Origin of the sequence: Streptomyces sp. NPDC048290 (assembly GCF_040652095.1) — a bacterium.
GTDB lineage: Bacteria > Actinomycetota > Actinomycetes > Streptomycetales > Streptomycetaceae > Streptomyces.
In genome coordinates this window covers 580,123-601,372 of sequence record NZ_JBEZLM010000001.1, presented here as the reverse complement: position 1 = coordinate 601,372, position 21,250 = coordinate 580,123, and the positions used below count along the sequence as shown (strand labels likewise).

The 21,250-nt window shown below is 73.3% G+C and carries 19 protein-coding genes; 10 read left to right on the top strand and 9 right to left on the bottom strand.

Annotation, left to right across the window (positions count from 1 at the left end):
- The first annotated feature begins 95 nt into the window (after positions 1-95).
- From AB0D49_RS02175 to AB0D49_RS02165, 3 genes are all read left to right on the top strand, one after another.
- Entirely contained in the window at positions 96-470 is a 375-nt protein-coding gene (locus AB0D49_RS02175; protein WP_362749229.1) for a helix-turn-helix transcriptional regulator, read from the top strand.
- A gap of 472 nt (positions 471-942) precedes the next feature.
- A complete protein-coding gene (locus tag AB0D49_RS02170) occupies positions 943-1,413 on the top strand; it encodes a DNA starvation/stationary phase protection protein (protein ID WP_362749226.1) in 471 nt (156 codons plus the stop codon).
- A 206-nt stretch (positions 1,414-1,619) separates the two neighbouring features.
- Entirely contained in the window at positions 1,620-1,865 is a 246-nt protein-coding gene (locus AB0D49_RS02165) for a hypothetical protein (RefSeq protein ID WP_362749223.1), read from the top strand.
- A 93-nt stretch (positions 1,866-1,958) separates the two neighbouring features.
- Here AB0D49_RS02165 and AB0D49_RS02160 read toward each other — a convergent pair whose 3' ends face one another.
- From AB0D49_RS02160 to AB0D49_RS02150, 3 genes are read right to left on the bottom strand one after another with little or no spacing between them, the layout of a single operon-like run.
- Positions 1,959-2,840 (bottom strand): SDR family NAD(P)-dependent oxidoreductase, encoded by an 882-nt coding sequence (locus AB0D49_RS02160; RefSeq protein ID WP_362749220.1) that lies wholly within the window; start codon positions 2,838-2,840, stop codon positions 1,959-1,961.
- A 32-nt stretch (positions 2,841-2,872) separates the two neighbouring features.
- Positions 2,873-3,739: a DNA-formamidopyrimidine glycosylase family protein gene (locus AB0D49_RS02155; protein WP_362749217.1), complete on the bottom strand. Its 867-nt coding sequence runs from the start codon at positions 3,737-3,739 to the stop codon at positions 2,873-2,875.
- Positions 3,740-3,785: 46 nt separating this feature from the next.
- Positions 3,786-8,762: an ATP-dependent helicase gene (locus AB0D49_RS02150; RefSeq protein WP_362749214.1), complete on the bottom strand. Its 4,977-nt coding sequence runs from the start codon at positions 8,760-8,762 to the stop codon at positions 3,786-3,788.
- Positions 8,763-9,084: 322 nt separating this feature from the next.
- Between AB0D49_RS02150 and AB0D49_RS02145 the strand changes: the two genes are divergently transcribed.
- From AB0D49_RS02145 to AB0D49_RS02135, 3 genes are read left to right on the top strand one after another with little or no spacing between them, the layout of a single operon-like run.
- Positions 9,085-10,059 (top strand): AraC family transcriptional regulator, encoded by a 975-nt coding sequence (locus AB0D49_RS02145; RefSeq protein WP_362749211.1) that lies wholly within the window; start codon positions 9,085-9,087, stop codon positions 10,057-10,059.
- On the top strand, positions 9,987-10,853 hold the full coding sequence (locus tag AB0D49_RS02140; RefSeq protein ID WP_362749328.1) for an AzlC family ABC transporter permease: 867 nt from the start codon (positions 9,987-9,989) through the stop codon (positions 10,851-10,853). The genes AB0D49_RS02145 and AB0D49_RS02140 overlap by 73 nt, the downstream gene beginning before the upstream one ends.
- Positions 10,850-11,158, top strand: a complete 309-nt coding sequence (locus AB0D49_RS02135) for an AzlD domain-containing protein (RefSeq protein ID WP_362749208.1) — start codon at positions 10,850-10,852, stop codon at positions 11,156-11,158. Before AB0D49_RS02140 ends, AB0D49_RS02135 begins: the two co-directional genes overlap by 4 nt.
- Positions 11,159-11,170: 12 nt before the next feature.
- Here the strand turns inward: AB0D49_RS02135 and AB0D49_RS02130 are convergent, their stop codons facing one another.
- The gene (locus AB0D49_RS02130) at positions 11,171-12,115 is read right to left on the bottom strand and encodes a hypothetical protein (RefSeq protein WP_362749205.1); all 945 of its coding nucleotides are present in this window, start codon (positions 12,113-12,115) and stop codon (positions 11,171-11,173) included.
- A gap of 80 nt (positions 12,116-12,195) precedes the next feature.
- Between AB0D49_RS02130 and AB0D49_RS02125 the strand changes: the two genes are divergently transcribed.
- Both AB0D49_RS02125 and AB0D49_RS02120 read left to right on the top strand, forming a co-directional pair.
- Positions 12,196-12,390 (top strand): DUF3046 domain-containing protein, encoded by a 195-nt coding sequence (locus AB0D49_RS02125; RefSeq protein WP_362749202.1) that lies wholly within the window; start codon positions 12,196-12,198, stop codon positions 12,388-12,390.
- Positions 12,391-12,450: 60 nt separating this feature from the next.
- Positions 12,451-13,782 carry an AI-2E family transporter gene (locus tag AB0D49_RS02120; RefSeq protein WP_362749199.1) on the top strand — a complete coding sequence of 444 codons (1,332 nt, stop codon included), beginning with the start codon at positions 12,451-12,453 and terminating at the stop codon, positions 13,780-13,782.
- Between the two features lie 188 nt (positions 13,783-13,970).
- Here AB0D49_RS02120 and AB0D49_RS02115 read toward each other — a convergent pair whose 3' ends face one another.
- Positions 13,971-14,729, bottom strand: coding sequence for a VOC family protein (locus AB0D49_RS02115; protein ID WP_362749196.1), 759 nt, complete (start codon positions 14,727-14,729; stop codon positions 13,971-13,973).
- 276 nt (positions 14,730-15,005) lie between these two features.
- Between AB0D49_RS02115 and recA the strand changes: the two genes are divergently transcribed.
- Both recA and recX read left to right on the top strand, forming a co-directional pair.
- Positions 15,006-16,133, top strand: coding sequence for a recombinase RecA (recA, locus tag AB0D49_RS02110; RefSeq protein WP_362749193.1), 1,128 nt, complete (start codon positions 15,006-15,008; stop codon positions 16,131-16,133).
- 4 nt (positions 16,134-16,137) lie between these two features.
- Positions 16,138-17,061 carry a recombination regulator RecX gene (gene recX, locus AB0D49_RS02105; RefSeq protein WP_362749190.1) on the top strand — a complete coding sequence of 308 codons (924 nt, stop codon included), beginning with the start codon at positions 16,138-16,140 and terminating at the stop codon, positions 17,059-17,061.
- A gap of 437 nt (positions 17,062-17,498) precedes the next feature.
- Here recX and AB0D49_RS02100 read toward each other — a convergent pair whose 3' ends face one another.
- From AB0D49_RS02100 to AB0D49_RS02085, 4 genes are all read right to left on the bottom strand, one after another.
- On the bottom strand, positions 17,499-17,912 hold the full coding sequence (locus AB0D49_RS02100; RefSeq protein WP_362749187.1) for a rhodanese-like domain-containing protein: 414 nt from the start codon (positions 17,910-17,912) through the stop codon (positions 17,499-17,501).
- 31 nt (positions 17,913-17,943) lie between these two features.
- Positions 17,944-18,441, bottom strand: a complete 498-nt coding sequence (locus tag AB0D49_RS02095) for a cysteine dioxygenase (protein ID WP_362749184.1) — start codon at positions 18,439-18,441, stop codon at positions 17,944-17,946.
- Positions 18,442-18,580: 139 nt separating this feature from the next.
- Positions 18,581-18,652: a putative leader peptide gene (locus AB0D49_RS02090; protein WP_318653148.1), complete on the bottom strand. Its 72-nt coding sequence runs from the start codon at positions 18,650-18,652 to the stop codon at positions 18,581-18,583.
- Between the two features lie 262 nt (positions 18,653-18,914).
- Positions 18,915-21,143 (bottom strand): FAD-dependent monooxygenase, encoded by a 2,229-nt coding sequence (locus AB0D49_RS02085; protein WP_362749181.1) that lies wholly within the window; start codon positions 21,141-21,143, stop codon positions 18,915-18,917.
- Positions 21,144-21,250 lie beyond the last annotated feature (107 nt).

Below are 21,250 nucleotides of genomic sequence, written 5' to 3'. Positions count from 1 at the left end.
AGTGAACACGACATCGCTCCCCGCACGGCCGCGGCGCTAGGCGGTACGGTGGGGCGTGAAGGATGCGGTTACGCGGTCCGAGGAGGGAGCCACCGATGATTCTGCTCCGTCGCCTGCTGGGTGACGTGCTGCGTCGGCAGCGCCAGCGCCAGGGCCGTACTCTGCGCGAAGTCTCCTCCTCCGCCCGAGTCTCGCTCGGCTATCTCTCCGAGGTGGAGCGGGGGCAGAAGGAGGCTTCCTCCGAGCTGCTCGCCGCGATCTGCGACGCGCTGGACGTACGGATGTCCGAGCTCATGCGCGAGGTGAGCGATGAGCTCGCCCTCGCCGAGCTGGCCCAGTCCGCTGCGGCCACTCCCAGCGAACCTGTACCCACGCCGGTCCGACCGATGCTGGGTTCCGTCTCGGTGGCCGGCGTGCCTCCGGAACGGGTGACGATCAAGGCGCCTGCCACCGAGGTGGTCGCCGCGTGAGACGCATGCGCGTGCGCCGTCGGTGACGGCGTGTGTGCGTGGGTGTGAGTGGGTGAAGCCCCGGTCCGCCGCTTCGGGAAGCGTTGGCTTTCTGGAGGGGGGCCGGGGTTTTTTCGTGGTGTGGGGCTTGGCGGGGCGGGCCTGTGCATGTGTGGGCGGCCGGGGTTCGGCTGGGCTTGGGGGCTTCGTATGGGGGCGCGAGTGCTTGGCTGGCTTGGGGTGGGGGCTGTGCAGGGGCGCCGAGCGTTTGGCCGGGTTGGTGGGGGCTGTGCGGGGGCCCCGAGGGTTCGGCCGGGTTGGTGGGGGCTGTAAGGGCGCCGAGGGTTCGGCTGGCTTGGTGCGTGCCTCGTAGGGTTTCGGCGGGCTTCTGGGTGGCTGCGGTGGGCCCGGTGGGGTAATTGCTCCGTTTGCCCGGCTTCGGGGTTGCGGTCATCGTGGAGGGACAGTTCTCGGGGCCTTCTACGGAGGTGCGATGTACGTCGTCAAGAGTCCGCTGCCCGAAGCGGACCTCAAGGTCGTGGCCGAGGCGTTGCAGTCCGCGCTGGTGGATCTCGTGGATCTGTCGCTCATCGCGAAGCAGGTCCACTGGAACATCGTCGGACCCCGCTTCCGGTCCGTACACCTTCAACTGGACGATGTGGTCGCCTCCGCGCGGGTGCACTCCGACACCGTCGCGGAACGGGCCTCCGCGCTGGGTGTGTCACCGGACGGGCGGGCCGGGACGGTGGCCGCCGACAGTGGGATCGGGGCGGTGCCGAACGGCTGGGTGAAGGACAGTGACGCCGTGCGGGTGCTGACCGACGCGCTGGGGGCGGCGATCACCCGGATGCGGGAGCGGGTGGCGGCGACGGAGAAGCCCGATCCGGTGTCGCAGGACGTGTTCATCGGGATCACGGCGGATCTTGAGAAGCATCACTGGATGTTCCAGGCCGCGAGTGACTGATGCCGCGGGTCGATGGGTGTGGGCGCGGAGGGGGTGGGGTCCGGCGGGGTGTGGGGGCTGGGCCTCGGCGGTGGCGGATGCGGATTCCCGGTGGGGGCGTGTGAGCGGCTGGGGCCGGTGTTGCGGGGGTTTGCGCCCGTGTGCCGCTGGTGCGCCCTGTCTGTCCCCGTGGGCGGCGTTCTAGCGTCGGACCGGAGGAGGTGGCCATGGCGGGGCGAATAGTGCGCTGGGGGGCCGGGCTGACGTTCGGGGCGGTGTGGTGGTGGGCCGTGGTGCGGCTCGCCGTCGCTCCGGACGCCGGGGCGGTGGAGGGCGCCGTCGCCGCCGGGGGGTGGGGGTTGAGTCTGCTTCCCGTGCACTGCGTGCCGAAGGGGCGGGCCGCAGGGGCGTTGGGGGCTGGGCGGTGGAGGGCGGCTTGGCGGGGGGTTGGGCCTTCGGCTGGGCGGGAGTGAGGGCGGCGGGTGCGGCGGGTGTAGGGGGAGTGTGTGGGGGTGGGTGGCTGGGTGTGCGGGGCGTGGGGGTGGGTTGCGGTGGACTGGGGTTTGTCACCAGGGCATGGCGACCCCGCCGTTCGGGCGGAGGATCTGGCCGGTGGTGAAGGATGCCGCGTCGGACGCCAGATGGAGGACGGCGTGGGCGACGTCTTCCGGGGTGCCCACGCGGCCTAGGGGAGACATCCGGGACATGAGGGCCTCTGTGCGGGACTGGGGCTCGGTGCGGGGCCGTGGCTCTGTGGGGGTTTGAGCCTCCGGGCGGGATAGTGGCTCCGCGGGGGATCGAGGCTCGGTGGGGGATCGGGACTCCGTGGGAGATCGAGGGCCCTCGGTCTCCGTGGTGTGGTGGTCGGTCATGGGGGTGCGTATCCAGCCCGGGGCGACCGCGTTGACGCGGATGCCGTGGCGGCCGACCTCGGTGGCCAGGGTCTTGGTCAGTTGGACCACCGCCGCCTTGGCCGCCCCGTAGCAGAGCAGGCCGGGGCTGCCGGTGTCCACCGCGCCTGAGGCCATCGTGACGATGGACCCGGGTGTGCCACGGGCGATCATCCGGTGCGCGGCCTCCTGACAGGCGTAGAGCACGCCCTTGAAGTTGATGTTCAGCACCCGGTCGAGGTCCTCGTCGCGGGTCTCCAGGACCGGGCTGCTGTGCATGATCCCGGCGATGGCCGCCATGACGTGCAGGGTCTCGCAGGAGGCGACGGCCTCCCGGAGGCGGGCCCGGTCGGTGACGTCGAGGTGGTGAGTGTGCGCGGTGCCGCCCTCCGCCGTGATCGTGGCCGCCGTCTCGCGCAGGCCCGGTGCGTCGAGGTCCGCGCAGTGCACGGTGGCGCCCGCGCGGGCGAGCAGTACGGCCGAGGCGCGGCCGATGCCGCTCGCGGCGCCGGTGACGAAGGCGGTGCGTCCGGTGAGGTCGTACGCGTTCACGGCCATGAAGGGACGGTACGAGGGTTTCTGACGGGGCGTCAATTGGTGTGGCGGGGCGGGCGGGTGCCGGGGTTGGGGTGGGAGCGCCGGTGGGGTGTGGGGGAGCCCGGGGGTGGGGCGGGGCCGATCTGGCAGGTCGGGCACCAGTAGGTGGGGCGTTCGCGTGAGCCGTCGCCCTGGTCGGCCACTCGGATGGGGGTGCGGCAGCGCAGACAGGGGCGGGCCGCGCGGCCGTACACGAACAGGTCCTGGCCGCGGCGGCCGGTGGTGGTGCGGACCGGGCGGTCGCGGTTGGCTTCGAGGAGCCGCTGCGCGAGGGGCGGGAGCTTGGCCGCGCGGTCGGGGGGCAGGGCTCCGACGGGGAGCCAGGGGGTGGCGCCGAGCAGGAAGCACAGCTCGCTCTTGTAGACGTTGCCGATACCGGCGAGGTTGCGCTGGTCCAGCAGGGCTTCGCCGAGGGGACGGGCCGGGTCGGTGAGGAGGTTGGCGAGGGCGCGGTCCGGGTTCCAGTCAGGGCCCAGGAGGTCGGGGCCGAGGTGGCCGACCACGCGGTCCTCGTCGGTGGTGCGCAGGAGGTCCAGGACGGGGAGGCGGTAGCCGACGGCTGTGCGGTCCGTGGTGCCGAGGATCGCGCGGATCTGGTGTGCGGGGCCGCCGGTCCAGCGCTCGTCGTGGGCGAAGACCTTCCACGAGCCGTCCATCTTGAGGTGCGAGTGGAGGGTGACTCCGCCTTCGATGCGGGTCAGGAGGTGCTTGCCGCGCGGGGTGACGTCGAGGACCTGGCGGCCGGTGAGGTCGGTGGTGGCGTACTTCGGGACGCGGAGGTCGGAACGGGTCAGGACGTGGCCGGCGAGTGCGGTGTGCAGTCGCCGGGCCGTCTGCCAGACCGTGTCACCTTCGGGCATGGGGCCAGGGTCGCATGAGGTGTGGGGTGGGGTCGGGGACCGGGGGTCAGGCGCGGAGGCGGAGGCCGCGTGGGGTGGCGATGAAGCCCGCGGTCTCCAGGAGGGTGCCGAAGGGGGAGGTGAGGGCTGTGGTGCCGTTGACGCGTTCGACCGTGACCGTGCCCAGGGAGCCCGCTCGGGCGGATGCGGCCAGCGCTTCGGTGGCTTCGCGCAGACGGGGGTCGTCGGTGGGATGGGTCTGGGGGTCTGTGGGCCAGGCCAGCAGGGTCTTGCCGCCGCGCTCCATGTACAGGGTCAGCTCGCCGTCGACCAGGACGACGAGGGATCCCGCCTTGCGGCCCGGCTTGTGTCCGGCTCCGGTGGGGGGCTCCGGCCATGGCAGGGCCGCGCCGTAGGCGTTCGCCGGGTCGGCGGCGGCCAGGACGACGGCTCGGGAGGCGGGCGTTCTTCGTGAACCCCGGGTACCGGAGGGGTGGGTCGGGTAGGGCGAGGCGGAGGCGGTCAGCCAGGGGGCGGGGTCCTGCGGGGTGTGGTCTCGGGGGGAGATGTAGTCGCCGGGTGTGGGGCGGTACGCCGGGAAGTTGGGGAAGTCCTGGAAGTCCGCGGGGCCGCGGGGGCCTGTCGGGCTGGAGGGCGCCGGGTCGGTGCCGGACGTTGTGCCTGAGTCGAAGGCCGTGTCGGGGTCGAAGGCTGCTGTCCAGTCGAGGCCCGGGTCGATGTCGGGCCTCGCGGCGGTGGGGGCGTCGGTGTCGTGGCCGCCGCCCGATGCCGTGAAGGTCTCGCCTCGTTCGCGGGCGTTGGCCACCGCGCGGAGGCGGTCCACCGCGCCGTCCATGGCGAACTGCGCGGCACCGAGGCCCTCGACCACATAGCCGCGGCGGGCCTGGCCGCTGTCCTCGAACGCGGACAGGATGCGGTAGGTCGCCGAGAAGCCGCCTTCGACGCCCTCGGCAGCGACCGCGCCCCGGGTCACCACGCCGTGCCGGTCCAGGAGGGCGCGGGCGCGGGCGTGGGCCCGGACCGTGGGGTCGGGCTCACCGGCCGGGAGCAGGGACCAGCGGCCCGCGACGGTCGGGGGGCCGCTGCGGGAGGCCGGGCGCGCGGCGGCCGTCAAGGAGCCGTACCGTCCGCGCGGGACGGCACGCTTGGCGCGGTGGGCCGTGGAGCCCGCCGTACGGCCCGAGCCGAGGAGGGCGCGCAGGGGGGTCAGTGTGTCGTTGGTGAGCCGACCGGACCAGGCCAGGTCCCACAGGGCGTCGGCGAGCTGGGGGTCGGTGGCGTCGGGGTGGGTGGTCGCGCGGACATGGTCGGCGATCTGGCGGAAGAACAGGCCGTAGCCGCCTGCCAGGGCGGTCAGGACCGATGCGTGCAGCGCTGTCAGCTCCAGGGGGTGCGGGTCCGGCAGCAGCAGGGGGGCCGTGTCCGCGAGGTAGAGGGAGACCCAGCCGTCCTTGCCGGGCAGGGAACCGGCACCTGCCCAGACGATCTCCCCGGCCGCCGTCAGTTCGTCCAGCAGGGCGGGGGCGTAGTGCGTGACACGGGACGGCAGGATCAGCTTCTCCAGGGCCGACGCCGGTACGGAGGCGCCCTGGAGCTGCTCCACCGCGCGGATCAGGCCGTCGGCGCCGCGCAGGGCGTGGCCCTTGCCGATGTGCTGCCACTGCGGGAGGAACTCGGCCAGGGCGGCCGGTGGCACCGGTTCCAGCTCTTGGCGCAGCGCGGCCAGGGAGCGGCGGCGCAGCCTGCGCAGTACGGTCGCATCGCACCACTCCTGGCCGATGCCCGCCGGGTGGAACTCGCCCTGGACGACCCTGCCCCCCGCCGCGAGCCGCTGGAGGGCGCCCTCGGTGACGGCCACGCCCAGACCGAACCGGGCCGCCGCCGTGGCCGAGGTGAACGGGCCGTGGGTGCGGGCGTACCGGGCGAGGAGGTCGCCGAGCGGGTCCTTCACGGGCTCGGTGAACGCCTCGGGGACGCCCACCGGGAGGGCGGTGCCCAGCGCGTCGCGCAGCCGGCCCGCGTCCTCGATCGCCGCCCAGTGGTCGGCGCCCGCGACGCGCACCCTGATGGCACGGCGGGAGCGGGCCAGCTCCGGCGCCCATGAGGGCTCCGCGCCCCGCTCGGCCAGCTCCGCGTCGGTGAGCGGCCCGAGCATCCGCAGCAGGTCGGCGACGCCCTCGGCGTCCTTGGCCCGGCGGTCCTCGGTACGCCATTGCAGCTCGCGTTCCAGCTCGGCCAGCACCTCGGCGTCGAGCAGCTCACGCAGCTCCGCCTGGCCCAGCAGCTCCGCCAGCAGCCGGGAGTCCAGCGACAGGGCCGCCGCGCGGCGCTCGGCGAGCGGGGAGTCCCCCTCGTACAGGAACTGGGCGACATAGCCGAAGAGGAGGGAGCGGGCGAAGGGGGACGGTTCGGGGGTGGTGACCTCGACCAGGCGGACCTTGCGGGACTCCAGGTCGCCCATCAGCTCGGTCAGGCCGGGGACGTCGAAGACGTCCTGGAGGCACTCGCGGACCGCTTCCAGGACGATCGGGAAGGAGCCGTACTCGCCCGCGACCTCCAGGAGCTGGGAGGCGCGCTGGCGCTGCTGCCACAGTGGCGTGCGCCGACCGGGGTTGCGGCGGGGCAGCAGCAGCGCGCGGGCGGCGCACTCGCGGAAACGGGACGCGAACAGGGCCGAGCCGCCGACCTGGTCGGTGACGACCTGGTCGACCTCGCCCTTGTCGAAGACGACGTCCGCCGCGCCGACGGGGGCCTGCTCGGCGTCGTACTCCGTGCCCGCTGTGCGGGGCTCCTGGTCGAGGAGGTCCAGGCCGAGCAGATCGGCGTCCGGCAGGCGCAGCACGATGCCGTCGTCGGCGTGCATGACCTGCGCGTCCATGCCGTACCGCTCGCTGAGCCGGGCGCCGAGGGCGAGTGCCCAGGGGGCGTGGACCTGGGCGCCGAACGGGGAATGCACCACGACCCGCCAGTCGCCCAGTTCGTCGCGGAAGCGCTCCACGACGATCGTCCGGTCGTCCGGGACGTGTCCGCACGCCTCGCGCTGCTCGGCCAGGTACGACAGCACGTTGTCCGCCGCCCACGCGTCCAGCCCGGCGGCGACCAGGCGCAGCCGGGCGTCCTCGCGGCTCAGCGAGCCGACCTCGCGCAGGAACGCCCCCACCGCGCGGCCCAGCTCCAGCGGGCGGCCCAACTGGTCGCCCTTCCAGAACGGCAGCCGTCCCGGCACGCCGGGCGCGGGGGAGACCAGCACGCGGTCGCGCGTGATGTCCTCGATCCGCCAGGAACTGGTGCCCAGCGTGAAGACGTCCCCCACGCGGGACTCGTAGACCATCTCCTCGTCCAGCTCGCCGACCCGGCCGCCGCCCTTCTTGGGGTCGGACCCGGCCAGGAACACACCGAACAGACCGCGGTCCGGGATCGTGCCCCCGGAGGTCACGGCGAGTCGCTGGGCCCCGGGGCGGCCGGTGACCGTGCCCAGGACCCGGTCCCACACCACGCGCGGGCGCAACTCGGCGAACGCGTCGGAGGGATAGCGGCCCGCGAGCATGTCGAGGACGCCGGTGAACGCCGACTCCGGGAGGGAGGCGAAGGGGGCCGCCCGCCGGACCAGGGCGAGCAGGTCGTCCACCTGCCAGGTGTCCAGGGACGTCATGGCGACGAGCTGCTGCGCCAGGACGTCCAGCGGGTTGGCGGGGACCCTCAGGGACTCGATGGAGCCCGTGCGCATCCGCTCGGTGACCACGGCCGCCTGCACCAGATCGCCCCGGTACTTCGGGAACACCACGCCTGTGGAGACCGCGCCCACCTGGTGCCCCGCGCGGCCCACCCGCTGGAGCCCGGACGCCACCGACGGCGGGGACTCGACCTGGACGACGAGATCCACCGCGCCCATGTCGATGCCCAGCTCCAGACTGGACGTGGCGACCACCGCGGGCAGACGGCCCGCCTTGAGGTCCTCCTCCACCAGCGCGCGCTGCTCCTTGGACACCGAGCCGTGGTGGGCGCGGGCGATGACCGGCGGGGCGCCCTGGGCGGCGCCGGAGCCGCCCATCAGCTCGGCCGGGGAGTGGTGCTCGTCCAGGGGCTCGCCGGTGGCCCGCTCGTAGGCGATCTCGTTGAGCCGGTTGCACAAGCGCTCGGCCAGGCGGCGGGAGTTGGCGAAGACGATCGTGGACCGGTGGGACTGGACGAGGTCGGCGATCCGCTCCTCCACATGCGGCCAGATCGACGGCCGCTCGGCGCCCTCGGAACCGTCGGCGACCGGGGAGCCGCCCAGCTCCCCCAGATCCTCGACCGGGACGACGACCGACAGGTCGAACTCCTTGCCGGAGCGTGGCTGGACGATCTCCACCTTGCGCTGCGGGGACAGGAAGCGGGCCACCTCGTCGACCGGGCGGACGGTCGCCGACAGGCCGATTCGACGGGCCGGCCTCGGCAGCAGCTCGTCGAGGCGCTCCAGGGACAGCGCCAGATGCGCGCCCCGCTTGGTGCCCGCCACCGCGTGCACCTCGTCCAGGATCACCGTCTCGACGCCGGTCAGCGCGTCCCGCGTGGCCGACGTCAGCATCAGGAACAGGGACTCGGGGGTGGTGATCAGGATGTCCGGCGGGCGAGTGGACAGCGCGCGGCGCTCGGCGGCCGGGGTGTCGCCGGAGCGGATGCCGACCTTCACGTCCGGCTCGGGCAGGCCCAGGCGGACGGACTCCTGACGGATGCCGGTCAGCGGGCTGCGCAGATTGCGCTCGACATCGACGGCCAGCGCCTTCAGCGGCGACACGTACAGCACCCGGCAGCGCTTCTTCGCGTCCGCCGGGGGCGGGGCGGAAGCCAACTGGTCGAGGGCGGCGAGGAACGCGGCCAGCGTCTTGCCGGAGCCCGTCGGGGCGACCACCAGCACGTCCGAACCCTCGCCGATGGCCTGCCACGCGCCCGCCTGAGCGGCGGTGGGCGCGGAGAACGCACCCGTGAACCAGCCGCGGGTGGCGGGGGAGAAGCCGTCGAGGGCTCGGCGTGCGCTGACCATGCGTCCATCCTGCACCCCGCCACTGACAATCGGACCGCGGCTGCTCTGACCTGCGGAGATGTGAGGTTGAGTGCGGCGGGGTGGGGTGGGCTGGCGGTCTGGGGTGGTGGCGGGGCGGAGGCGGGCGGTCGGCTGTCGGGGTGTGCGGAGCGCCTGGGGTGAGCGGGATGAGTGGGGCGCCTGGGATGTGTGCGGTACGTGGTGGGTGAGGTGCCCGCGCTGCCCGGGGTGCGCGGGGTGCGCGGGGTGCGCGGGGTGCCCAGGGGTGCGTCGGTGGGTCGGGGCGGCGAGGATTTCGGCCAGGTGGCGGAGAATGGGGGACATGGCCGGTCGGGACGAGCGAGCGCGGCACTGGCGGTACGCGGAGCTGCCCGGTGTCGATCTGCTGCGGGCCCGGTACATCCGCAAGACGTTCGTCCGCCACACCCACGAGCACTTCGTGATAGCCGCCGTCACCGACGGGGTGGAGGTCTTCCACCACGGCGGGGCAGACCAGTACGCCGGTGCCGGGTCCCTGGCACTGGTCAATCCCGACACCCCGCACACCGGACGGGCGGGCGTCCCCGAGGGCTGGCGGTACGGGGCCGTGTACCCGTCGCCCGACCTCATGGCCGAGATAGCGGCCGAGACCACCACCCTGCGCGGCACGCCCGGCTTCGCCCGGCCGGTCCTCGACGACCCCTACTCCGTCGCGCTGGTGCACCGGGTGCTGCGCGCCGCCGACGAGGGGAACGCCCTGGCCGCCGACACGCTGCTGCGGGTCGCGGTGACCCGGCTGCTGCGGCTGAACGGCGGACCGCTGCCGCGGCGTGAGGTCCGCACCGCCGGTGCCCGCAACGCGGCCCGCGCGCGGGCCGTGCTGGAGGAGCGGATGACCGACCCGCCCACCCTGGAACAGCTCGCCGCCGACCTGGGGACCAGCCCCTTCGCCCTGCTGCGGGCCTTCCGTGACACGTACGGCATGCCGCCGCACACCTGGCTGACCGACATCCGGGTCCGCCGGGCCCGGCGGCTCCTGGACGACGGCACGGCACCGGCCGAGGCCGCCCTTGCGGTCGGTTTCACGGACCAGCCGCATCTGAACCGGCACTTCGCCCGGATCGTCGGTGTGCCCCCTGGCGCCTACCAGCGGGAGCGCAAGAACGTACAAGACGCGGAGCCGGGGCTGCTCCTACCGTCCGGCGTGTGGCAGAACAGACCGCTCAACACACCGCCCTCCCCGACATACGGGCCGACGTCCCGGCGAAATCCGACCGGGCCGTCGTCCGCGACGCCCTCGGAGTCGGGGTCGCCGTAGGACTGTCCGGCTTCGCCTTCGGGGTCACCTCGGCGGGGAGCGGGCTCACCCTCGCCCAGACATGTGTGCTCAGCCTGCTGGTGTTCACCGGCGCGTCCCAGTTCGCCCTGGTGGGTGCGCTCGCGGCGGGCGGGAACCCCTTCACGGCCGCCGCGGGGGCGTTCTTCCTCGGCACACGGAACGCGTTCTACGGACTGCGGCTGTCGCAGGTGCTGGCCCTGCCCCGCGCGGTGCGGCCGTTCGCCGCCCAGTGGGTCATCGACGAGACCACGGCCGTCGCCCTCGCCCAGCCCACCCGGCGTGCCGCGCGGGTCGGGTTCACCGTCACCGGGCTGAGCCTGTATCTGCTGTGGAACCTCACCACCCTGCTGGGCGCTCTCGGTGCCGAGGCCATCGGCGACACCGACGCGTGGGGCCTGGACGCGGCCGGACCGGCGGTCTTCCTGGCGCTGCTCGCGCCGATGCTGCGGACCCCCACGGAACGGACCGTCGCCGGGCTCGCCGTCGTCCTCGGACTGGCCCTGCTGCCGGTCCTGCCCGCGGGGGTGCCCGTCCTCGTGGCGGCGCTCGCGGCGCCGGCCGTCCTGTGGGCCGAAGGGCGGCGCTCGGGGCGCGACGGTACACCGCGCGGACGGCGCTCCACGAACGCCACCGGCGAGCCGGGCCGACGGAACACCGCCGACGAGACAGGCCGACAGAACACCACCGACGAAGCGCCTGGACGGAACACCACGGACAAGGCGCCCAGACAGCACCTCGGCGACAAGCCGCGCGGACAGGAGGAGAACCGGTGAGCATCTGGATCGCGGTCGGACTCACCGCCGTCGGCTGCTACGCGGTCAAGCTCATCGGACTGCTCGTCCCTGCGGGCGTCCTGGAACGGCCCCTGGTGAAGCGGCTCGCGGCGCTGCTGCCGGTGGCCCTGCTCGCCGCCCTCACGGCCCAGCAGACCTTCGCCGACGGACACACGCTGATCTTCGACGCGCGGGCGGCGGGGCTCGCCGCCGCCGCTGTGGCGCTGGTCCTGCGGGCGCCCTTCCTGGTGGTCGTCGCGGCGGCCGTCCTCGTCACGGCCGGCGTGCGCGCCCTGGGCGGGTGAGGCGCCGCGCGGTCAGCCGAGGGGACGGCCGTACGCCTTGAGGGTGCGCAGCGCCTCGATCGTCACCAGGGGACGGGCCTCCGCGGCCGGTACGGCGGCCCATTGGCGCCGGTTCACCGGCCAGCCGCCGTCCGCCCGCTGCCGGGCCGCGAGGAAGTCCAGGGAACGGGCCATCTCGTCGTCCGTGAACCAGCCGCGCGCGAGCGAGCGGGACGTCCGCGCGTAGTCGTGCGGGCAGTGGCGCTCCCCGGGCGTGTCGCCCACCGCCGACGGGAACGCCTCGGGGCGCTCCGGGTCGAGGACCGCCAGCCGCTGCCCGCGCACCAGACGGCCGAGCCGGTCGGCGGCGGCCTCCGCGCGGGGACGGTCCGGCACGGACTCCAGGAAGGCCACGGCCGCCTGGACCTCGTACGGATGCGGCGTCTCCAGGGCGTCGACCGCCGACCAGCAGAAGTCCGTCGCGCGGAACAGCCACGCGTGCCACACCTCGTTGCGGTGCAGTACGCCGACCACCGGGCCGGTCGCCAGGAGCGTGCTCGGCGGGTCGGCCGCGACCGGGACGAACGGGGCCGCCGGAAAGCCCCGCAGGCCGGGGCGGACGGCGGGCAGCGCGCCGTCCGGCGTGGAGACACCCGTCAGATAGCGGCACAGCCGCTCCACCCGCTGCCCACCGCACCGTCCGACGGCGTCCAGCACCCGCAGCGCGTGCACGGTGTGCGACGGCTCACTGACCGGGCCCCGCAGATCGGGCTCCAGGGCGTGGCCGTACCCGCCGTCGGTATTGCGGTAGGCGTCCAGGGCGGTCTCGACGGGGCCCGCCTCACCGCCCAGGAAGTGATACGCGAACAGGCGCTGCTCCAGCACCCGCGCGGTGAGCCAGATGAACTGACCCGCGCGTGCGAGCGGGGTGTGCGCCGGGGGCGTGGAAGGGAGCGCGGCGGCTCCGGCTGCGGCCATGCGTCCGACCGTAGGGCGCGCGTCGGCACCGCGAGCCGTCCCGGCCCGGGGCCCACTCTCAGGGGCGGGATACTGGGTTCATGCGGTTGACGGTCTTCTGGGAACGGATGGCGGAGCACTTCGGCACGGGATACGCCGAGACCTTCGCGCACGATCACGTCATGTCCGAACTGGGCGGGCGGACCGTACATGAGGCGCTGGACTCCGGCTGGCAGGCGAAGGATGTGTGGCGCGTGGTCTGCTTGGTCATGAACGTGCCACAGGAGAAGCGCTGACCGGTCACGAAGATCTCCGGACCGTATCCGATTGTCAGCGGCGTGGGTGAGACTTGCTCCGTGGCACCCACTGACGACGCCGGGCAGGCAGCCCCGGACACCTCCACGCCCGACCCGACCCCGCCCGTACGGCCCCCGGCCGGACGTGCCGCCGGGCCGGGCGCGCGCATGCCGCGCTGGCTGCCCCGCGCCATGGTGCTCGCACTCGCGCTGATCGCCGTGTTCCAGTTCGGCAGCTGGGCCTTCCACCAGCTCACCGGGCTGCTGATCAACATCCTCATCGCGTTCTTTCTGGCGCTCGCCATCGAGCCCGCGGTGAGCTGGATGGCGGCCCGCGGAATGCGGCGCGGGGCGGCCACGGCGACCGTCTTCTTCGGCGTGATGATCGCCGTCGCCGGTTTCGTCACGATGCTCGGCTCCCTGCTCGCCGGGCAGATCGTCAAGATGGTCGAGGGCTTCCCCGAGTACCTCGACTCCGTCATCAACTGGATCAACACCCACTTCAACACCGACCTGAAGCGGGTCGACGTCCAGGAGGGCCTGCTCCGCTCCGACTGGCTGCGCGACTATGTGCAGAACAGCGCCACGGGCGTGCTGGACGTGTCCACACAGGTGCTCGGCGGGCTGTTCCAACTGCTGACGGTCACCTTGTTCGCCTTCTACTTCGCCGCCGACGGCCCCCGGCTGCGGCGCGCCATCTGCTCCGTCCTGCCGCCGTCCCGCCAGGCCGAGGTGCTGCGCGCCTGGGAGATCGCCGTCGACAAGACCGGCGGCTATCTCTACTCCCGCGGCCTCATGGCCCTGATCTCCGGCATCGCCCACTACATCCTGCTGGAGGCGCTGGGCGTGCCGTACGCGCCCGTGCTGGCCGTGTGGGTGGGCCTGGTCTCGCAGTTCATCCCCACCATCGGCACCTATCTCGCGGGCGCCCTGCCCATGCTGATCGCCTTCACCGTGGACCCCTGGTACGCGCTCTGGGTGCTGATCTTCGTCGTGATCTACCAGCAGTTCGAGAACTACGTCCTCCAGCCCAAGCTGACCGCCAGGACCGTCGACATCCACCCCGCCGTCGCCTTCGGTTCGGTGATCGCCGGGACGGCCCTGCTGGGCGCGGTCGGCGCCCTCATCGCCATCCCCGCGGTGGCCACGCTCCAGGCGTTCCTCGGGGCGTATGTGAAGCGGTACGACGTCGCGGACGACGCGCGCGTGCAGGGCCACCGCAACCGGGTGCCGCAGGCGGGTCTCTACAGACGGACGCGTGAGTGGTGGGAGCGGCGGGCGTCCGGGGCTCCGGACGCGGTCGGCGCCCCGCGCGGGCAGGCTGCACAGGACGGGCCCGATGAGCGGGGCGGGCTCGGGGAGCCGGAAGGCAGCAAGGTCCCCGGCGCCTGAGCGGTAGCGGTCCGTCGTGTCGCGGGGGTGAGCCGGTCCCAAGGGGGTCGGTGTGAGCGGGCGCGAGGGCGGCGCTCCGGTCACCGCTCCCGCCGAAGTCGTCGCGCAACCGCCTCGGCTTCCGTCTCCGCGGCGAAGTCGTCGCGCTACCCCGCCTCGGCCTCCGCCTCTGCGTCGAGGTCGTCGCGCTACCCCGCCTCGGCCTCCGCCTCTGCGTCGAGGTCGTCGCGCGACTCCGCCTCCCCCTCCGCGGCCAGGTCCGTCGCCCGGGTCCGTTCGTCCGTCAGAGCCGCGCGTTCCTGGTCCGTGAGCGGCAGGGCCGCCGCCTCGGAGAGGCGGGCACGGACGGTGACGGGGTCGTCGAGCTGGGTCGCGAGGTCGGCGCGGAGCACCAGCGCGCGGTAGTACTCGCTCGGACTCGCCGGGGACACGTGGGACAGCGCGCGGTCGAGGACTCGGGCGCCCTGGGCGGGGTCCTCCTTGGAGATGCCGAGCAGCCACGCCTGGTGCAGGGCTCGGGCGAAGGGCTCCTGTGGCGCCGGGGTGTGCTCCTGGGGCGCTCCGGTGGGCTGGCCGATGCGCAGACAGTTGCCGCCGGGATCGGTCACCAGGAACTGGCGGACGCCGTACGAGGTGTCCTTGAGCTGGCCGATGCGGGGGATGCCACGGGTCGGGACCCGGCCGTAGGCCGCCTTCAGCCCGGCGCGGAAGGCGGCGTACAACGCGTCGACGCGGTCCGTGGTGATGTAGCACGTCGACCAGGACCCGGCCGGCTCGACCGCCTTGTGGCCGAAGAACTGCAGCGCGATGCCGTCGCCGTAGCTGAGCGCCGCGTACGGGTTGGGGCGGGTCTGTAGGAGATCCACGGTGAAGCCCAGGTGCTCGTAGAACTCGACCAGTTCGGGGATGGACGGGCAGGGGAGGATCGGGATCGTCTTCTCGGGCATGGCGCTGACGGTAGACAGCCCGGCCAAGCTAGTCAAACTTGACTATTGAGGGGGTGGCGGAGGGTGCTCGTGCGGCGTGGTGCGCTTGACATGAAAATCGAACATCCATTCTTATGGAGGCTCCGGGCGAGGCTTCCTGTGGGTGTTTCGACATGGTTTGGGTGGAGAAGGACCCGAGTTATCCACAGGCCGGACCCGCGTCGCGGCGGATTGTCAGTGGCAGGCGATAGCGTTTTTGACGTGAAGCGATCGACTCAAGCAAATCGGGTGGAACCCATGGCAGGAACCGACCGCGAGAAGGCCTTGGATGCCGCACTCGCACAGATTGAACGACAATTCGGCAAGGGCGCGGTCATGCGCATGGGCGAGCGGTCGATGGAGCCCATCGAGGTCATCCCGACCGGATCGACCGCGCTCGACGTGGCCCTGGGCGTCGGTGGACTGCCGCGCGGCCGGGTCGTCGAGATCTATGGACCGGAGTCCTCCGGTAAGACGACCCTGACCCTGCACGCGGTGGCGAACGCGCAGAAGGCGGGCGGCCAGGTCGCGTTCGTGGACGCGGAGCACGCCCTCGACCCCGAGTACGCGAAGAAGCTCGGCGTCGACATCGACAACCTGATCCTGTCCCAGCCGGACAACGGCGAGCAGGCGCTGGAGATCGTGGACATGCTGGTCCGCTCCGGCGCGCTCGACCTGATCGTCATCGACTCCGTCGCCGCGCTCGTCCCGCGCGCGGAGATCGAGGGCGAGATGGGCGACAGCCACGTCGGTCTCCAGGCCCGGCTGATGAGCCAGGCCCTGCGGAAGATCACCAGCGCGCTCAACCAGTCGAAGACCACCGCGATCTTCATCAACCAGCTGCGCGAGAAGATCGGCGTGATGTTCGGCTCGCCGGAGACCACGACCGGTGGCCGGGCGCTGAAGTTCTACGCCTCGGTGCGGATCGACATCCGTCGTATCGAGACCCTGAAGGACGGCACGGAGGCGGTCGGCAACCGCACCCGCTGCAAGGTCGTCAAGAACAAGGTGGCGCCGCCCTTCAAGCAGGCCGAGTTCGACATCCTCTACGGCCAGGGCATCAGCCGTGAGGGCGGTCTGATCGACATGGGCGTGGAGCACGGCTTCGTCCGCAAGGCCGGTGCCTGGTACACGTACGAGGGCGACCAGCTCGGCCAGGGCAAGGAGAACGCGCGTAACTTCCTGAAGGACAACCCCGACCTGGCCAACGAGATCGAGAGGAAGATCAAGGAGAAGCTGGGCGTCGGCGTACGTCCCGCCGCGGAGCCCGCCGCCGAGCCGAGCGCGGACGCCGCGGTCACCGCCACCCCGGGCGACGACGCCAAGACGGTGCCCGCGCCGGCGAGCAAGGCCGCCAAGACCAAGGCCCCGGCCGCCAAGAGCTGATCCGGTGACACGGCGAACCGACTGGGCCGAGTACGCCGAACCCGCCCGCTCAGGTCACTCCGGCAGCTCAGAGCGGTCGCGCCCGCCGCACCCCGGCTCGTACGAGGGATCGTGGGAGCCGGGAGCGGAGGACGACGGCGGTTGGGGCGGCTACGGCCACCAGGCGGACGCGGGGTACGGAGAGCGCGGTGGCCACCTGGAGCGCGGCGGTCACCGTCCGGGAGGCGGCGCCTCGCCGGACGGTGCCGAGCGGGCCGACGGCCCTGCCGGTGGTGACACGGGCGGCGGTCGCCCCGGGGGCGGCCGGAGAGCGCGCGGCGACGGCGGGACACGCGGTGGGCGTGGACGTCGGCGGGGCTCCGCGGAGCCGTCCGGCACGGACGAAGGCTCGCCCTCCTCGTCGAGGGCCGAGAAGGGGGAGCCTTCAGGGGACCCGGTCGAGCGGGCGCGGGCGATCTGTCTGCGCCTGCTCACCGGGACCCCGCGCACCCGCAAGCAACTCGCCGACGCCCTGCGCAAGCGGGAGATCCCGGACGAGGCGGCGGACGAGGTGCTGTCGCGGTTCGAGGAGGTCGGACTGATCGACGACGGAGCGTTCGCGGACGCCTGGGTGGAGTCCCGGCACCACAGCCGGGGGCTGGCCCGCCGCGCGCTCGCCCGGGAACTGCGGACCAAGGGGGTCGACTCCGAGGTGATCGACGCGGCGGTGGGTCAGCTCGACGCCGATCAGGAGGAGGAGACCGCGCGGGAGCTGGTCGCCCGCAAGCTCCGCGCGACCAGAGGGCTCGACCGGGACAAGCGGCTGCGTCGGCTGGCGGGGATGCTCGCGCGCAAGGGCTACTCAGAGGGGTTGGCCCTGAGGGTGGTCCGGCAGGCGTTGGAGGACGAGGGGGAGGAGACAGAGTTTCTTGAGGGGGACGGGTACTGAGGGGGCGGCGGGGAGGGCGCTGCTGAAGGAGGGGGCGGGCGGTCCGTCTTCGGCGTCCCCCTGGGCCTGGCGGCCCGGGTGGTTGTCGGAGGCGGGGCGACGGGGGCAACGGGGGTGACGGGGCCTGCGAGGCCCTGAGCACGGTGGGCGCGCGGGGGCGTCGATCGCGTTCAGGGCCGACGCGGGGGCAGAGCCGCTCGGCGGTCGTGGGAGGTCATGGGGCGAGGTTGTCGGCGCGAGCAGGGCTTCAGCGGAAGCAGCGACTTCCACGCGAGCCGGAACGGAGGCCGATGCCCTTGCCCGGCGAGTCCAAGGCGGCTCGTCGCAGACGGGGAGAGTCCCGCCCGTGACCGTGGGGCGCCTGTCAAGGTGAGGGCGGGTCCGTCGGGGAGTGAGGCCGACGCGCACCCTTCCCGCGCCGACCCCATCGCTGCGGATCAGCCGGTCGTCGTGACCGGCAACCCCGCCGATCTCCACGCCTGGAAGCCGCCGATCAGGTCGGTGGCCCGGTAGAGGCCCAGACGGTGGAGGGACTCGGCGGCCAGGCTGGAGGCGTACCCCTCGTTGCAGAACACCACGACACGCAGGTCATGGCCGGTGGCCTCGGGGAGGCGGTGACTGCCGTGGGGATCGAGGCGCCACTCCAGTTCGTTGCGCTCGACGATCACGGCGCCGGGGACCAGGCCGTCCCGGTCGCGCAGGGCGGCATAGCGGATGTCCACGAGGAGGGCGCCGGTACGGGCCGCCTCGAACGCCTCCTGAGGGGCGATGCGCTGGTAGCCGGTGCGGACGCGCGCGAGGAGTTCGTCGATGCCGACGGGGTGGTCGGTGCCGTCGTCGGTGGTGGTCATCGGGCTGCCTCCGCCGGGTCGGTGCGGGTGGTCACTGCCAGTCCTCGGGGCGTTCCACCTGCTCCAGGCGCAGCACCGGGCCGGTACGGCTGTAGCGGCGGATGCGGGGGAGCGGGGGGTAGTAGGCGTGGACCGAGATGGCGTGGTCCTCGGTGGACTCGTTGAGGACCTCGTGGACGTGGTGGTGACCGAAGGCGCGGCCCTTGCCCGCGGGCAGCTGGCGCTCGCGGTCGACGTCCTCGGACAACTCCAGGGTCCGCCAGCCGTCGGTGGGGAGGCGGGCGGCGAGTGAGTTCTCCGTCAGCTCGCCCCGCGCGGTGAGGAAGGCGCCGACCGAGTCGGCGTGGTCGTGCCAGCCGGTGCCGCTGCCGGGGGGCCAGCCGATCAGCCATGCCTCGCTGCCGCCGGGACCTTCCAGGCGTACCCAGGTCCGGCCCTCCGGGTCGAGCGGAAGGGAGTCGATCAGGTCGGTGTCGGCGGCGGTGCGGCGTACGAAGTCGAGGAGGTCGGCCTGGGTCGGAGTGGACACGCTCGGGGCGTCGGTGGGGGCGCCTGGTGACGAGACAGCGGGGGTGGGCGAGAAAGACAAGGGAGCACCGTCCTGATGAGCGTTCGCGGGATCGCGCCGCGGCCTTGGGCGGCAGGCGCGAGAGGGAGGAGGAGCGAGTTCAGCAGGACGTGCGACACACGCAACCCGCGTAGCGGACCAGGTCCATATGGACCCTCCGCCAGAGGTGCACACAGGTGTCGATCACGATCCGGAGTACACCACGCCGGTTTCTCACCGGTCAACTGGCAGTCAGTATGCGGACGATGCGGTGGGGTGGGGGTGCCGGTGTTGCCGTTCGGAGGTCTGAGGAGCAGGTGGGACGGGGGAGGGCGGCTTCGATGCGGAGCGTGAGTGTGGTTGTGCGGTGGGTGGTGGAGTGGGTGTCGCGGGTGTGGTCCGTGTACTGGGGGTGCGTCGGGGGCGGGCCGTGGTGGTCACGGCCCGCCGTCGCCTCAGCGCACGCCCGCCTCGGCGTCTTCCGTGTCCACCGTGGAGCTGGCACCGGGGCCGGGTGCGGAACGGGAACCGGCGGCCGTCCCCTCGGGCGCCTTCGCGCCCCCGGCGCCCTCCGAGTCACCGGACCTCTTGGGATTCCCGGAGTCCTCGGACTCTCCGGGCTGCCCGGTGCCTCCCGGCCCACCGGACCTTCCGGGTCCACCGGACTCCCCAGGCCCATCGGACTTCCCGGACCGCCCGCCGGACTTCCCGGACCGGCTGATGTCCCCCGGCGCTCCAGCCCTTCCGGCCTTCCCGGATCTCCCGACCCGCTCCGTCTTCCCAGCCTTCCCAGCCTGCCCCGCCGTCCCCGACTTCCCCGCCGTCTCAGCTCCCCCGGCCCCGTCGGAGGCCCCAGCTCCCCCGGCCCCCTCGGACGCCCCATCTCCCCCAGCTTCCCCAGCCCCCTCGGGATCCCCCGCCCGAGCCCCCCGCACCGTCGCCTCCGCCGCCGCGTACAGGTCGGCCGGGCGGACGCCGCCCAGGGCGGTCACGAGGTGTCCGTCGGGGCGGATCAGCAGGACGGTGTGGGCCCCGGCCCCCGGATAGTTCTCGGCGACGAGCAGTTCGGCCGGGTGAGGCAGGGCCGTCACGGCCGCCGCCAGACGGGGCATGATCCCGGCGGTGACCCAGTGGCGGCGCTCCCAGACCCCCGTACCGGGGGCGATCAGTACGACCAGCAGAGTGCCGCGGCCCAGCCGGTCGCGCAGCTGGACGAAGGAGCCGTCCTCGGCGGTGACCCGGACATCGACCACGGGCGCGCCGGGAGGCGTGTCCACCGGGACCTCCGCCTGGATGTGCCGGGGCGCGAGCGGCGAGTCCGTGTACACCCCGGGCGCGCCGAGGGGGCCCCGGCCCAGGTGGGCGTCGGCGAGCAGGAGATCGTTGCCACGGGTCGCGCCGGGGACGTAGGCGCGCAGGCCACCGCTGCCGCGCAGCAGCGGCAGCGCCTGGTCGGCGGCGCGCAGCCGGGCGGCGATGGCCGCGCGCCGCTCGGCCTGGTAGCTGTCGAGCAGCGCCTCGTGCGGCCCGTGGTGCCAGGCCAGGGCGAGCTTCCAGGCGAGGTTGTCGGCGTCCCGCAGGTTCTCGTCCAGCCCCTGCGTGCCGAAGGCGCCGAGCAGATGCGCCGCGTCGCCCGCGAGGAAGACCCGCCCGACCCGCCAGCGCCGGGCCAGCCGGTGGTGGACCGTGTGCACACCGGTGTCCAGCAGGTCGTACGGCGGTGTCGAGCCGCCGTCCGTCCAGCCCGCCAGGGTCTCCCGGACCAGGGTCACCAGCAGTTCGGGGGTGACCAGGTCCTTGCCGGGGGGCAGCAGCCAGTCCACCCGCCAGACGCCGTCCGGCAGGGGGCGCGCGGTGACCTCGCCGCCCGAGGGCCACGAGGTCCGCCAGGGCGGCATCCGGTGCAGCAACGCCTGCTCCGGCCAGGGGAGTTCGGTGCGCAGCGCGGCCACGGCGTGCCGTTCCACCGCCGTACGGCCGGGGAAGCGGATGTCCTGGAGTTTGCGGACCGTGGAGCGGGGGCCGTCGCAGCCGACCAGGTAGCTGCCGCGCCACCAGGTGGGGTGGGCGCCACGGGTGTGGGCGGTGACGCCGGACGGTTCCTGCTCGATGGTGTCCAGACGGCTGTCGGTGGCGATCCGCACCAGCGGTTCGCGGGCCAGGGCGGCGCGCAGGGCCCCGGTCAGGATGTGCTGGGCGATGTGCAGCGGCGACGGGCCCGCGCTGCCGGGTCCCTCGGTCTCGCCGTCCCCGCCCGTCGGGCGGTTGCCGTTCCGGCCGCCGCCCGCGCTCGCGTGGCCGCCGCTCCAGCCGTCCGCGCCGTCCCGGTCGCCCCGCCAGGCGTCCCCCTGGCCGTCCTCCCTCATGTCACCGGCGTCCCATGTGTCACCGGCGTGGTCCTCCGGCTCCCCGTACACGTCGTCGAACACGACCTCGCGCATCACCTGTCTGCGCCGCAGGGACCGCCATCCGGCCCAGTGGGCGCCGGCCCGGTCGAGGGGCATGCCGGTGAGGCGGGTCAGCAGGGCGACGGTGTCCTCGCGGAGCACGGCCGTGCGGGCGAGCCGTGGTTCGTCGGCGCCCTGGGACTCGTCCAGGACGACACAGGGGACTTCCTGGCGGGCCAGTGCCAGGGCGAGCGTGAGCCCGACGGGCCCCGCTCCGACGATGATCACCGGGTCCACGACGCGGGGCCCCCTGCGCGTGAAGGTGTCCGGAAGGACATATGTGAACAGAAGGTGGGAGCAGGGTGCACGATCACAGAACGTATGCAACCCATTGCCAGTGCTTG